The following is a 14,007-nucleotide window of genomic DNA, read 5'->3' as shown; positions in this document are numbered from 1 at the left end:
GGAAGCTGTTATCGTCCGAAGTTATGGCCCCTCTTCGATTCGACGACCTCCGCCGCTGGGGATGGTCGACCCCGAATCGAGAGCGCCCGAGCTGCGGCTTCGCCAATGATTCCTGGGAGCCCGTGGCCGTCGGGTGGTGGGGCGGAGAGCCCTAGTCACTGATCGCCGATCCGCAGACCATCTGCCCGATCGACGGCCGCCGACCGGTCGCATCACCTGATTTCCCACTCGTACCCGATGTGCGTTCTTGCCATCGGGCCATGATGCGTTCGTCTCCGTGTCCGGCACCGATCGATTTCGGCAGTCTTCCGCAACTATCGAAAGAGTGTGAACCGACACATGACAGATGACTCCACCCGTACCGACGAACACGATCCGGGCCCAGATCGACAGTCCGATGCCTCCACCGAGGCGGCCCGCCGTGCGTCACGTGAGAGGATCATGGCCGATGCCCGCCGAATGAGAGACGACGCCAAACGCGTCGGTCGCGAGACCGGGCGCAACCTCGGCCAGTTCGACTACCGCCGCCCGCGCGGTCCCGTGAAGGCCGATCTCGAAGATACGCACGGCCACTACCCGCACGACACCCACCCGATCCTCGTGCCCGGAATCGCCATCGACGAACAGCGACGCAAGTACTCGCTGGACACGATCATCTTCGCGATCGCCGGCGGCCTCACCGTCGCCTTCGTCATCTGGGGCATCTCCAGCCCTGCCAGCGTCGCCAGTGTCGCTCAGTCGGCGTATGACTGGGCCACGCTCAACGTCGGGTGGCTGTTCAACCTCGTCGCGATCATCATCCTCGTCTCACTGCTCATCCTCGCGTTCTCTCCCTACGGCAAGATCCCTTTGGGCAAGGACGGGGAGACCTCCGAGTTCTCCACCTTCTCCTGGGTCGCCATGCTCTTCGCGGCGGGCATCGGCATCGGTGTCCTCTTCTTCGGACCCTCCGAGCCGCTGACCTACTTCATCTCACCGCCGCCGCTGACGAACGATCCGGAGACGACCGAGGCGCTCCACGGGGCGATGGCCCAGACCTACTTCCACTGGGGCTTCCATGCGTGGGCGATGTACGCCCTCGTCGGCGGTGCCATCGCCTATGCCGCCTATCGTCGCGGTCGTTCGCTGCTGCTGTCTTCGATCTTCCAGACTCTGTTCGGCAAGCGACAGACGGAGGGATTCGCCGGAAAGCTCGTCGATATCTTCGCGATCGTCGCCACTCTCTTCGGTACGGCCGCAGCCCTGGGCATCGCGGCCATGCAGATCGGCACCGGAGTCAGCATCGTCTCCGGTGCGGGGCCGATGACGAACAATATGCTCGTCGTCATCATCCTCGTCCTCACCCTCGGCTTCATCATCTCCGCGGTCTCCGGCGTCTCGCGCGGAATCCGCTACCTGTCGTCGATCAACATCGTTCTGACCGTCGGCATCGTTGCGCTCGTGCTGTTCCTCGGACCCACGCTCTACCTGCTCAACCTGCTGCCCTCGGCGTTCATGGAATACCTCGGGTCGATGTTCGACATGATGGGCCGGTCTCTGTCCTGGGGAGCCGAGACCCAGGAATTCCAGTCCCTGTGGACCGTCTACTACTGGGCGTGGTGGATCTCCTGGTCGCCGTTCGTCGGCACCTTCATCGCCCGCATCTCCCGCGGCCGTTCGATCCGCCAGTTCATCCTCGGCACTATCTTCATCCCCTCGACTCTGCTCTTCGTCGCCTACGGAATCATGGGCGGAACCTCGATCTGGATGTATCGGTCCGGAGCATCGGGATTCACCGACAGCATGGAAGCCCCCGAGGTGTTCTTCACCCTCATCGACAACCTGCCCTATGTCGAATGGCTGCCGTTCGTCGTCATCATCGTCCTGGCGATCTTCTTCATCACCTCCGCGGACTCCGCCTCGGTGGTCATGGGCATGCTCACCAGCCGCGGTGATCAGGAGCCGAAGAAGTGGGTCGTCGTGTTCTGGGGTCTGGTGATGTCCGGCATCGCCGTGGTGATGCTCCTCCTCGGCGACGCCAGCGCACTCGAGGGACTCCAACAGCTCGTCATCGTCACCGCGGTGCCGTTCGCTCTCGTCATGCTCTTCATCATCGTCGCCTGGTTCAAGGAGCTGCGCACGGATCCGCTGGCCCTGCGCCGTCAGTACGCGCTCAACGCGGTCGACAACGCCGTGGTCGCCGGTGCCGACGCCTACGGTGACGACTTCGCCCTCCAGGTCGTGCCCACCGAACCCGGTGACGGTGCGAACGGCGGAATCGACTCCGAGCACGGGGACTACACCGACTGGTACCAGCGCACGGACGAGAACGGCGAACCCGTCGGTTTCGACTACGAAACCGGCGAATGGGCCGACGGGTGGACCCCGGACGACGATTCCGCGAACACCGAGGATTCCGCAGCGACTGAGGAATCCACCGCCGCCGAGGCGGACGCCGGCTCCACGACCGATGCGGACTCCGGGACCGCCTCGGCGAGCGAATCCGACCCGGATTCAGCGACCGATTCCGAAGCCGACTCCGGCCCCGACCGCAGAGAGGACCACTCATGACCACCCCGAACATCGTCGTCGTCCAAGCCGACCAGATGGCTGCCCAGGCTCTGGGTGCCTATGGTGATGCGGCCGCGCTGACACCGAATATGGATGCCCTGGCTGCCGACGGAGCCGTCTTCGACCGTGCGTACTGCAATACTCCGCTGTGCTCGCCGTCGCGGGCGTCGATGATGACCGGGCGGATGCCCTCGGAGATCGACTGCCTGGACAACGGCGACGACTTCGCGGCCTCCGTGCCGACGTTCGCTCACCGTCTGCGCAAACTCGGCTACCACACAGCGCTGATCGGGCGGATGCACTTCATCGGCCCTGATCAGCACCACGGTTTCGAAGAGCGCCTGACCACGGACGTGTACCCGGCCGATCTCGATATGGTGCCCGACTGGAACCGTCCCCTGGAGCAGAAGCTGCAGTGGTACCACGAGGCGGACCCCGTGTTCACCGCCGGTGCGGCGACCGCGAACGTCCAACAGGACTTCGACGACGAGGTGATCTTCAGAACCCTGCGCCACCTCAACGACCGCAAGCGCGCGAACCAGGCCGCCGGGTGCGATCAGCCATTCCTCATGGTCACCTCGTTCATCCACCCCCACGACCCGTACGAGCCGCCGAAGGCCAACTGGGACCGATTCGCCGAGGTGGCCATCCCGGACCCGGCCCACCCCGAGGTCCCCGATCCGGCCGTGGACCCGCACAGCCACCGTCTGCGCACGATGTGCGGCTTCGACGAACGCGAGCCTGGAATCGAGGACGTGCGGCGGGCTCGTCGTGCCTACTATGCGGCGGTGAACTATATCGACGACCACGTCGGAGCGATCCGGCGCAAGCTCGAAGAGCTCGACCTCGCGGACAACACCGTCATCGTCGTCACCAGCGACCACGGTGACATGCTGGGGGAGAAGGGGCTGTGGTTCAAGATGTCGCCCTACGAGCAGTCCTCCCGGGTTCCGCTCATCATCAACGGACCCGCCGAGGTGATCGCCCCGGGCCGGTATGCGACCCCGGTCAGTCTCGTCGACCTCGCGCCGACCCTGCTCGAGATCGCGCAGGGTTCGGCTTCGTCCGGGCCGTCCGTGGGCACGGGGGATGCAGGTGCAGGAGCCGCCTCGGCGATCGATGAGGGACTGACCGGAACCTCGATACTCGAATCTGCCAGGCGGGAAGCGGCCGGCGAGCTCGAACCCGAGGACCGCGACGTCGTCATCGAGTACTTTGCCGAGGGCACATACCGGCCGCAGGTCACGCTGGTGCGCGGCGATCTCAAGCTCACGGTGTGCCCTGGAGATCCGGAGCTGCTCTTCGACCTGGCGGCGGATCCCGACGAGCTGGTCAACCGCGCCGAGGATCCGGCCTACGCCCAGGCGCATGAGTCGATGCGTGTAGAACTCGAATCCCGGTACGACCTCGAACACCTCGAGGACCATGTGCTCGCCTCGCAGCGCAGCCGCCAACTCGTCGCCGACGCGCTCAAGGTCGGTCGAGTCCGCCACTGGGACTTCGACCCGGAACCGTCCCACGGATATGTGCGCGGTGACTTCTGGTCGGCGTTCCGCTTCGGCAAGATCCCAGCGGTCGACTGAGTCGCCGGCTGCAGCGCCAACGGATCGCGTTGCCCTCGCGGCCGGTCGCGCTGCCCCAGCGGGTTCGAAGCGTGGGCGCACTGATCGAGATCACTGCGCTCACACTTCGAGCCCGCGGAAGCAGGTTTCGGACCCCTGCCGGGCGGCCACAGCAGGTGGGCTGGGAGGGTGAGCCGCCTCGGCGAGAACAATTCACTTGGACTTAGGTGAGTTGCGGGTCACATTCTCAGAAACCGGTGGCATCATTCGAGGTAGGAGGGATGCCATGACCATCTTTGAGTCGACATCTGAAGTTCCGCTCGGTGCGGAGACCACATTCGACTGGCATGCTCGGCCGGGAGCGCTGACCCGCCTCTCACCCCACTGGGCGCAGGAGATCGTCGAGGAGAGCTATCCTCCGATCGCGCCGGGCTCGGTGGCGCAGGTGAAGACGAGCGTTCCCGGCACTTACGGACTTGTGCGTCGGCCGTTCAGCTCGGTGCATTCGGAGGGGCCGTCGCGGTTCTCCTTCGTCGACGAGCTGAAGAAGGGGCCGCTGAGCCAGTGGAGGCACACGCACGAGTTCACTTCGGTCGCCGGCGGGACGAAGATCGACGACCACATCGAATTCTCCATGGCCCCGCAGGGCTTCGACGTCATCGACCGGGGCCTCACCCACTACCTCGAGGCCACCTTCGACGCCCGCCGCAAGCGGATGCTCATGGATATCGACTTCCTCGAATCCACGAATGCGCCCCTGCTGACGCGGAAGAAGGGCAAACACATCCTCATTGCCGGCGGCAGCGGAATGATCGGACGCCAGGTCGCCGCCCTGTTCTCCACCGCCGGACACTTCGTGCGACTGCTTGTGCGCGAAACCCCGAAGTTCCCCTACGAGGTGCACTGGAATCCGGACCTGGGAATCCTCAATCCACGCGACCTCGCGTGGGCGGATGCGGTGGTCCACCTCGGTGGGCGATCCATCGCCACACGGTTCACCAAGCATGCGAAGGACGAGATATGGTCCTCCCGCATCGATTCGACGAGGCTGCTCGTCGAGACGATGCGCGACCTGCCCGAGGCGAAGCGTCCGTCGGTCTTCGTCTGCGCCTCCGCAGTCGGCTATTACGGGTCGAAGGCGGACGAACCAGTCGACGAAACCGGACCGGCCGGCGACGGATTCCTCGCCGAGGTATGCCAGAAGTGGGAAGAGACAGCGGCCGGTGTCGAGGACGCCGGGATCAGACGTGTGTCGATCCGAACCGGAGTCGTGCTCAGCTCCTTGGGCGGTCTGCTCAAACTGCAGGCGCCGCTGTTCCTCGCCGGTGCGGGTGGTCGATTGGGCAGCGGGGAGCAGGCACTTGCGTGGATCTCGCTTGACGATGTGGCGCGGTCATATGTGCACGCGGTCCTTTATGACTATGTGCGCGGGCCGGTCAACGCTGTTGCGCCGGAGCTTGTCACGCAGGCGGAATTCGCCGAGGCGCTCGCCGCTCACCTGCGCAGGCCCGCGTGGATCCCGACGCCCGGTTTCATCACAGAGATCATGCTCGGCCGAGACGGAGCAAAGGAACTCGCTCTGGCCGACCAGCGCGTGGTGCCGGAGAAGCTGCAGGAAACCGGATACCAGTTCGCCCACCCGACCTTGAGCGACTGCTTCGACGAGGAGCTCGGCGGCGGGGCGTAATACAGAAGTCCCCTCCGCTCGGCCGACGAGCCTAACGGAGGGGACCGGTGTTTCTGCTGTTACTGCTGTTTCCGCAGTACGGAGTCAGAAGCGCTTCGAGGCGATCTCCGCACCTTCGGTCAGGGACTGCAGCTTCGCGACGGCGATGTCCGGGTGGACGCGGCCGCCCAGGCCGCAGTCGGTGGAGGCGACGACGTTCTCCGGTCCGACGAGACCAGCGAACCGGCTGATGCGTTCGGCGACGAGCTCGGGATGCTCGACGACGTTCGTCGAGTGGGAGACGATTCCCGGGATGATGTACTTGCCCTCGGGCAGCTTCTTCTCTTCCCAGATCCGCCATTCGTGTTCGTGGCGGACGTTCGCGGCTTCGAAAGTGATGCCGGCGGCATTGATTGAGAGCACCTGGTCGACGATCTCGACGAACGGGAGGTCGGTGACGTGCGGTCCGTGCCAGGAGCCCCAACAGGTGTGCACCCGCACCTGCGCCGGGTCGATTCCGCGCAGTGCATGGTTGAGTGCGTCGATGCGGACCTGGATGAACGAGCGGTAGTCATCGAAGGACGGTTCCGGGTTGATCTGGTCGAAGTTCTCCGCCAGGGACGGATCGTCGATCTGGACGGTCAGCCCCGCCTCGGTGATGGCGAGATATTCCTCCCGCAGCACATCGGCCCACGCCCAGATGAACTCCTCATCGCTTGAGTAGTACTCGTTGGCGATGCGGGAGGCCGAACCGGGGGAGAGCGCATTGATGTAGCCGGCGCGCTCGTCGTAGCCGGCGGCGGCGAGACCTGTCTTGAGGTTCGAGATGTCACGGTTGACCTGGTCCTGACCGATGTAGCTGATCGGGCCGGTAGCTTTCGGGAACTGCGGTTGCTGGCCGGTGTCGGTGCCGGCGTCGGCATCGGAGTAGACGTTGGGGAACAGATTGCGATCGCGGCGGTCACCGAAGCTGGTGAGAACCGTCTTACCGGGCTCGGAACGCACGGCCGGTGCATCCCACTTGTCGACATCGTCGAGTTCGAGCCCGCCGGTGCGGGCGAACGAGTAGTGCCACCATGCGCCGTAGTCGAAGTCGGCGGCCATGGCATGACCGTACTCGCCGTCGTTGGGCAGTGAGATGCCCAGGTTCTTCTGGCGCTTGACGAGGTCGGTGACGCTGGCGGCGAGGAGTTCGTCGAATTCCTGCTCCTGTTCCTGCGACACGGACTCGCCAGCCAGGCGGGCGGTGTTCTGCGCCTGCTTGACCTTGTTGGCCTCGATGAGTTCGGGAGTGCGGGGTAATGATCCCGCGTGGGATGTGCGAATCGTTGCCATGACTGGCTCCTCTGTCTCGGTTCGATCGTGTGGTGCGACTGCGGCAGTCGCGCCGCAGCATTCCCTCTCAGGCAATCACATTCGCAGTGGCGCATGTGTGGTTGTCGTCATCTTGGGACACGTGGACGGAGTGGGTTGGTGGGCCGGCGGTGCAGTGCTGTCAGCTCAGTCCAGTACTGAGAAAGTGTCAGTCCTGTTCAATCACAAGTGGAGTTGGCTCATATGCTGGGGGCATGAGCTACAGACATTATGGTCAGGATCCAGACGGGCGGCCAGGCAGCGGTCAGCAGTGGAGCCAGGGACTCGGTCGGAGCCAGGCGGCGACGCTGGTGTCGGTTCCGCAGAATCCGGGCTGGCTCGCCCGCAGTCTGTTCTGGGCGGCCCTCATCATCGGGGCGCTGCCGTCGTTGGTGTTCGCCCCGATGGCGACGTCGGGGGAGGCGACCGCATCAGTCGTGCTCTTCAGCGTCGGATCGGTCCTCTGTGCATGTCTGCGGCTGGTCCTCGGCACTGCAGCGATCCTGCTCGTGAAGAACACCAGCTGGGCGCGGAGACTCATCGGTGCCGGAATCTTCCTCCTCGGATGCGCAGCCCTGCTGATTCTCACGCCCCTGACAGGAATCCTTCTCACTTCGGTCGGGACGGAAGACGGCAGCTCACTGCTCACCGTGAACATCATCCAAGGCGTGCTCAACGCGTTCTTCCTGGCCGCGGTATTCTGCGGGTGGAACATCGCCCGCAATCGTCGGTGGTGGGTCCTCGTCATCTCAGTCGTCATCGGCGCGATCCTTGCCGTGCTCAATATGACGGTTGCCGAACCACTGGCCGAAAACGCCACGACCGGCGTCATGGCCGGAGTCCTCGTTCAAGCCGTGTGGCTCGCGCTCATCTTTGCGAGCCTCGGACTCTTCCGCCTGCTCGCCCATGCCAACGGTGGGACGGCCCCGGCGCCAGCACAGCCTGCTTACTGATCCGGTCGCTGCAGCCGGTCGAGATAGAGATCGAGGCTCGATTCGACGACGGACGGGGTGAAGCGTTCGGGATCGACGATTCCGTTCAGCGCGAGTCCGTCGGTGAAGGCACGAAGGGCTGTACGGGCGGAGGCATCGTCGACCCGTCCGGTATAGACCTCGATGGTGTTGGCGCATAGCCTGTCGAGTCCTTCGTTGATCGACCCCAGCGCCTGTCGCGCCGAATCCGATCGCGCGGTGATGCTTGAGGCGAGCCAGACGTGTGCCTCGAGACGGCGATCATCATCGAGTGGCAGAGCTTCGCACCAAGCTTCGCGAATTGCCAGACGTGGGTCCTCCGGCCAACTCTTCGCCGACAGTCGTTGCTGCTGCCGTCGACTGATGAGGACCAGAGCATGCGCTGTCATCTCGTCTGCCAGAGGGAAATAATGCCGAAGTGTCGAGGGCTGATACCCCGATTCGGCGGCGACGGCGCGAACCGACACGGCCTGGATCCCCTCGGCCGCGATGAGCCGTGCCACGGCCCAACCGATGTCGGCGCGGCGCTGATCATGGTCCACGAATTTCGGCACCCTGTTCCTCCTCGAACTCTATTTTGGTACAGTCGAGCGAGAAAAACATGTCATCGATCCAAGTGGGTGTGTCGCTCGATGCTGTTGTTCATCATCGCCGGTGAAGTACTGTTCTGGATCTTTCTGCTCGCCGGAGTATGCGCGAGGTATCTGCTGCACTGGAGAACGGTTTCGACGGTTCTCCTCGTATCCACCCCGTTCATCGACATCGTCATCATCGTCCTGACTTACATCGATCTCAATCGGGGAGCGGCATCGGACTTCAGCCACGGAATGGCTGCGTTCTACGTCGGCTTCTCCGTCGTCTTCGGTCCGGAGGCCATCGCCCGCGTCGACCGCCGATTCGCCCGTCGCCATACGGATCTCAACGAAGCTGCACTGCCTGCCGTACCGACTCGAACCAGTCTCGGATACTGGTTGCGCTGCCTGACCGCCTCGGCGATCACCACCGCACTGCTGTCCATCGGAATCGCGATCACGGGCTTGGCTGATTCCTTCTGGCTGATCTATTGGACGATCGTCGCCGTCTTCACCGCTCTCGCCTGGGGCATAGTCGGACCGCTGCGCGATCGGTTGCGCCGCAGCAATCGCGAAGATGAGGAACCTACCGACCCACCTTCGTGACCGTCACACCTGGCCGGGCAGTCCGGACTCAGCGCGACAACGAAACGGCCTCTCGGCCTCGAGAGGACCAACCGCAGCTGGTCATGTCGAGGCCGAGAGGCCGTCTCGGCGTCAGTCTTCGCCGGTCGTGGCTCAGACCGCGGTTTCGGTCACCGCCGCGACGCTGCCGCCGAAGCGATCAGCCAGCGTACCCTCGTGGGCCCGGCCGAGTTCGTCGAGTTTGATCGAGAAGTGGTCGACGACCTCGAGCGCAGGAGCTCCGTCGCCGGCATCGGTCATGCCGATGCGCACGAACGGGAACCGGCGTGCCGTGCACATGTCCTTGAACCGGACCTCTTCCGACCGCGGCACGGCCACGATGGCGCGCGCCGCCGATTCGGAGAACAGTGCGGTGAACACATCGATGCCGTCACGCTCGCAGACCTCATCGAGCCAGATCCGGGCGCCGGTGCCGTAGCGCAGCGACGATTCGACGAGGGCCTGCGACAGCCCACCCTCGGACAGATCGTGCGCGGCATCGATCATGCCGTCGCGCGAGCAGTTGATGAGGATCTCGCCGAGTTCCTTCTCCGCTGCCGGCTTGTACTGCGGAGGAACACCGCCGAGGTGGTCGGCCGTGACGTCGGCCCACGCCGAACCGTCGAGCTCCGCTTCGGTGGTGCCGAGCAGATAGATGGTCTGGCCCGGCTCCTGCCAGCCGCTCGGGGTGGCGCGGGTGACATCATCGAAGACACCGAGCACACCGACGACTGGAGTCGGGTGGATGGCCACTCCGCCAGTCTGGTTGTACAGGGACACGTTGCCGCCGGTGACCGGGATTCCCATGTCCTGGCAGGCGCCGGCGAGGCCTTCGACAGCCTGCGCGAACTGCCACATGATCTCCGGATCCTCGGGGGATCCGAAGTTCAGGCAGTCGGTGACCGCACGCGGAATGGCACCGGAGGTCGAGACGTTGCGGTAGGCCTCGGCCAGAGCCAGCTGGGCACCGCGCGCCGGGTCGAGGAAGCTGTAGCGGCCGTTGGCATCGGTGGCGATGGCCACGCCGAGACCGGACTCCTCGTCGACGCGGACGACACCGGCATCATCCGGGTAGGCCAGTGCGGTATTGCCCTGGACGTACTTGTCGTACTGCGAGGTGATCCACGACTTCGAGGCGAGGTTCGGCGACCCCGCGAGCTCGAGCATCGTCGACCGCAGCTCATCATCGGACTGGGGCTTCGCCAGACCAGCGGCCTCAACGGTGTTCGCAGCCACCTCGGCGGTCCATGACGGTTCGGTGAACGGACGGTTGTACACGGGGCCGTCGTGGGCGACCGAGCGCGGGGGCACATCGACGATGACGTCGCCGTGCCATTCGATGACGAGACGATCGGAATCAGTGACCTCGCCGAGCACGGAGGTCTCGACCTCCCATTTGCCGACGATGCGCAAGAATTCGTCGAGGCGGTCGGGACGGACGACGGCCATCATCCGCTCCTGCGACTCCGACATGAGGATCTCCTCAGGGGTGAGGGTCTCATCGCGCAGCAGCACATCGTCGAGCGCGATGTGCATTCCGCCGTCACCGTTGGACGCCAGCTCCGAGGTCGCACAGGAGATGCCTGCAGCGCCGAGGTCCTGAATGCCCTCGACGACACCGGCGTGGAAGAGCTCGAGGCAGCATTCGATGAGCACCTTCTCGGCGAACGGGTCGCCGACCTGCACGGCGGGGCGCTTCGAGGGCTTCGAATCGTCGAAGGACTCGGAAGCGAGGATCGAAGCACCGCCGATGCCGTCGCCACCGGTGCGCGCACCGAAGAGCACGACCTTGTTGCCCAGTCCCGACGCGTTGGCCAGACGGATGTCCTCATGTCGCATGACACCCACAGCCAGGGCGTTGACCAGCGGATTTCCCTGATAGACGGAATCGAAGACGGTCTCGCCGCCGATGTTCGGCAGGCCCAGGGAATTGCCGTAGTTGCTGATGCCGGCGACCACACCGTGGACGACACGGGCGGTGTCCGGATGGTCGATGGCTCCGAACCGCAGCTGATCCATCACAGCGACCGGGCGCGCACCCATGGAGATGATGTCGCGGACGATGCCGCCGACGCCTGTGGCCGCACCCTGGTGGGGTTCGACGTAGCTGGGGTGGTTGTGCGATTCGACCTTGAAGGTCACCGCCCAGCCGTTCCCGATGTCGACGACGCCGGCGTTCTCGCCGATGCCCACGAGCAGGTGCTTCTTCATGTCCTCGGTGACCTTGTCGCCGAACTTGGACAGGTGGACCTTCGAGGACTTGTACGAGCAGTGCTCGGACCACATCACCGAATACATGGCCAATTCCGCCGAGGTGGGGCGACGTCCGAGGATCGCCTTGATCTTCTCGTATTCGTCGGCCGTGAGACCGAGATCGGCGAAAGGCTGCTCGACGTCGGGGTTCGCCGCTGCGAACTCGACCGTCTCCTTGACCTTCTTCGATGCATTCTGCGGGGAATCGACCTGCGTGGAATCCGCAGAGCTGAGGTTAGACGTCATGTCCTCTTCGGGGCCCTTTCATACGACACGGCACTCACGGCCAATCTTAGCCGTGTCCTCACCGCGGGGGCGAAGCGCGTCCACCGGCGGACCACCTCGGCGCGGGTAGGGACCGTTCCCCGCTGGGAATCGGACTGTCGCACCCCACTTAGAATGGGAGCCATGGCAACTCCCAAGATCGTCCTGTTCTATGTCTTCACCCCGCTGCCCGACCCCGAAGCGGTCAAGCTGTGGCAGCACACCTTGGCCGAGAGCCTCGGGCTCAAGGGGCGGATCATCGTGTCGAAGGACGGGATCAACGCCACTGTCGGCGGGGACATCTTCGAGGTGAAGCAGTACGTGCGGGCAACGAAGTCGTACGCGCCTTTCAAAGGTGCGGACATCAAATGGTCGAACGGTCAAGGCGATGACTTCCCGCGGCTGAGCGTGAAGGTCCGCGACGAACTCGTCACCTTCGGCACTCCTGATGCGATCACGGTGACCGAAGACGGAGTCCAAGGCGGAGGTCAGCACCTCAAACCGGGAGCCCTGCACAAACTCCTCGACGAACGCGGCGAGGAGGTCGTCTTCTTCGACGGCCGCAATGCGATGGAGGCGCAGATCGGGAAGTTCCGGGACGCGATCGTTCCCGACACCGACACCACGCGTGACTTCATCGCCGAGATCGAATCCGGCAAATACGACGACCTCAAAGACAAACCCGTCGTCACCTACTGCACCGGCGGAATCCGCTGCGAGGTCCTGTCCGTGCTCATGAAGAACCGCGGGTTCGAAGAGGTCTACCAGCTCGACGGCGGCATCGTCCGCTACGGCGAGACCTTCGGCAGCTCCGGCTACTGGGACGGTTCGCTGTACGTCTTCGACAAGCGCATGCACGTCGAGTTCGGTGACAATGTCGAATCCATCGGGCATTGCGTGTCCTGCGACAGGAAGACGCCGGAGTTCGTCAACTGTGCGAACCTCGAGTGCCGCAGACAGTACCTGCGGTGCGCCGATTGCACGGACAAGGGTCTGCAGCCCTATTGCGCCGACTGCGTCGAGCAGGGAATCCCCGCCGAGGCGGCAGTCGGCTGAGCGTGCGATCCTGCCGTTCCCCGGTGGTGGGGGCGGCGTTCCCCCGAGGTGGGGGAGTGCCGTACCGACACTTCAGCGCAGCAGGTGCTTCGTCGCCGCCTCGATGTCGGTCCACCTGAAGTCGAATCCGGCCGCTTCGAGTCGTTCCGGCAGCACCCACCGACTTTTGAGCACGAGTTCTGACTCCTGCCGCAGGACGACCATCCCGATCTCGAGCAGCCACCTGGGTGCAGGAATCCCCACTGGCATACGCACCGCCTTGCGCAGCGCTTTCATCAGTGAGCGATTGTCCGAGACCTGTGGGTTCGAGACGTTGATCGGGCCACTCAGCTCCTCATGTTCGTCGATGAACCGGATTGCCCGGAGCACGTCGTCGATATGGACCCAGCTGAACCGCTGTCGTCCGTGAGTCGGCGGGTGTCCTCGCCAGACCGTCGGCCCGGAAGCCGCCGGGCCGATCCCGCGATAGCGCCGGTGCGGGAACCAGCGCCCTTCATGCTGTGCTCCTCCCACGCCGAATCTGGCCGCGGTGGCCAACATGTTCAACGCCGCTCCGTCACCGAGCACGATCGCCATCCGCAGCGCGACTCGTCTGGTCGCGGGCAGGTCCCCGGCGAAGAACTCCTTCTCCCAGGCTTTGGCGATGTCGACTGAGAACCCTTCGCCGATGTCGCCGTCGTCCTCGGTCTGCGGTCGGTCCATCGAGTGACGGTAGATGGTGGCCGTGCTCGAATTGATCCACAGACGCGGCGGCACCGAGGCGGCTGCCACCGCCGTATTGAGGGCGCGGGTCGTATCGACTCGGGAATCCCAGATGACCTGTCGATTGGCATCCGTGTACCGACATCCGACGCTCCGGCCGGCGAGGTTGATAAGCAGGTCGGCACCGTCGATGAGTTCGGCGATTCGGTCGGGACGGTCCCAGGTGGCGTCGGCGGAGTCAGGGGAGCGGCCGATCGTCCGCGTCGCATACCCCCAAGCGCTGAGCGCATCGAGCAGCTCTCCGCCGATGAACCCCGATGCCCCGGCGACGACGGCGATCGGGGCCTGGGCGCTTGTCAGCGATGTGTCTGTGGGTAACGTGCTCATACTCAGGACGCTAGCACCCCTCATTGGCGGGGATGTCGATGCGGCAA

General features: G+C 64.5%; 10 protein-coding genes. 6 read left to right on the top strand and 4 right to left on the bottom strand.

The window, feature by feature from the left end; genetic code table 11:
- Window positions 1-339 precede the first annotated feature (339 nt).
- The 3 genes from KTJ89_RS17705 to KTJ89_RS17695 all read left to right on the top strand — a co-directional run bounded on the left by KTJ89_RS17705 (window position 340) and on the right by KTJ89_RS17695 (window position 5,799).
- Entirely contained in the window at window positions 340-2,550 is a 2,211-nt protein-coding gene (locus KTJ89_RS17705) for a BCCT family transporter (RefSeq protein ID WP_374990295.1), read from the top strand.
- On the top strand, window positions 2,547-4,133 hold the full coding sequence (gene betC, locus KTJ89_RS17700; protein WP_259358747.1) for a choline-sulfatase: 1,587 nt from the start codon (window positions 2,547-2,549) through the stop codon (window positions 4,131-4,133). The genes KTJ89_RS17705 and betC overlap by 4 nt, the downstream gene beginning before the upstream one ends.
- Before the next feature lie 265 nt (window positions 4,134-4,398).
- Entirely contained in the window at window positions 4,399-5,799 is a 1,401-nt protein-coding gene (locus tag KTJ89_RS17695; protein WP_259358746.1) for a TIGR01777 family oxidoreductase, read from the top strand.
- A gap of 84 nt (window positions 5,800-5,883) precedes the next feature.
- On the opposite strand, the gene KTJ89_RS17690 is transcribed toward KTJ89_RS17695, so the two are convergent.
- Entirely contained in the window at window positions 5,884-7,113 is a 1,230-nt protein-coding gene (locus KTJ89_RS17690; protein WP_259358745.1) for a cobalamin-independent methionine synthase II family protein, read from the bottom strand.
- 233 nt (window positions 7,114-7,346) lie between these two features.
- Between KTJ89_RS17690 and KTJ89_RS17685 the strand changes: the two genes are divergently transcribed.
- Window positions 7,347-8,084: a hypothetical protein gene (locus KTJ89_RS17685; RefSeq protein ID WP_259358744.1), complete on the top strand. Its 738-nt coding sequence runs from the start codon at window positions 7,347-7,349 to the stop codon at window positions 8,082-8,084.
- On the opposite strand, the gene KTJ89_RS17680 is transcribed toward KTJ89_RS17685, so the two are convergent.
- Window positions 8,078-8,656 carry a TetR/AcrR family transcriptional regulator gene (locus KTJ89_RS17680; protein ID WP_139906982.1) on the bottom strand — a complete coding sequence of 193 codons (579 nt, stop codon included), beginning with the start codon at window positions 8,654-8,656 and terminating at the stop codon, window positions 8,078-8,080. The genes KTJ89_RS17685 and KTJ89_RS17680 overlap by 7 nt on opposite strands.
- A 78-nt stretch (window positions 8,657-8,734) precedes the next feature.
- On the opposite strand from KTJ89_RS17680, the gene KTJ89_RS17675 reads away from it, so the two are divergent.
- Complete coding sequence (locus tag KTJ89_RS17675) at window positions 8,735-9,280, top strand: hypothetical protein (RefSeq protein ID WP_259358743.1); 546 nt, start codon at window positions 8,735-8,737, stop codon at window positions 9,278-9,280.
- Window positions 9,281-9,412: 132 nt separating this feature from the next.
- Here the strand turns inward: KTJ89_RS17675 and purL are convergent, their stop codons facing one another.
- Window positions 9,413-11,797: a phosphoribosylformylglycinamidine synthase subunit PurL gene (purL, locus tag KTJ89_RS17670; RefSeq protein ID WP_259358742.1), complete on the bottom strand. Its 2,385-nt coding sequence runs from the start codon at window positions 11,795-11,797 to the stop codon at window positions 9,413-9,415.
- Between the two features lie 162 nt (window positions 11,798-11,959).
- On the opposite strand from purL, the gene trhO reads away from it, so the two are divergent.
- Window positions 11,960-12,871 carry an oxygen-dependent tRNA uridine(34) hydroxylase TrhO gene (trhO, locus tag KTJ89_RS17665; protein ID WP_259358741.1) on the top strand — a complete coding sequence of 304 codons (912 nt, stop codon included), beginning with the start codon at window positions 11,960-11,962 and terminating at the stop codon, window positions 12,869-12,871.
- A 72-nt stretch (window positions 12,872-12,943) separates the two neighbouring features.
- On the opposite strand, the gene KTJ89_RS17660 is transcribed toward trhO, so the two are convergent.
- Window positions 12,944-13,960 (bottom strand): epimerase, encoded by a 1,017-nt coding sequence (locus KTJ89_RS17660; protein ID WP_259358740.1) that lies wholly within the window; start codon window positions 13,958-13,960, stop codon window positions 12,944-12,946.
- Between the last annotated feature and the right edge of the window lie 47 nt (window positions 13,961-14,007).

Source organism: Brevibacterium sediminis, from assembly GCF_024895295.1.
Classification (GTDB): domain Bacteria; phylum Actinomycetota; class Actinomycetes; order Actinomycetales; family Brevibacteriaceae; genus Brevibacterium; species Brevibacterium sediminis.
The sequence above is the reverse complement of the archived record's forward strand: the minus strand, read 5'-3'. Positions and strand labels throughout refer to the sequence as shown.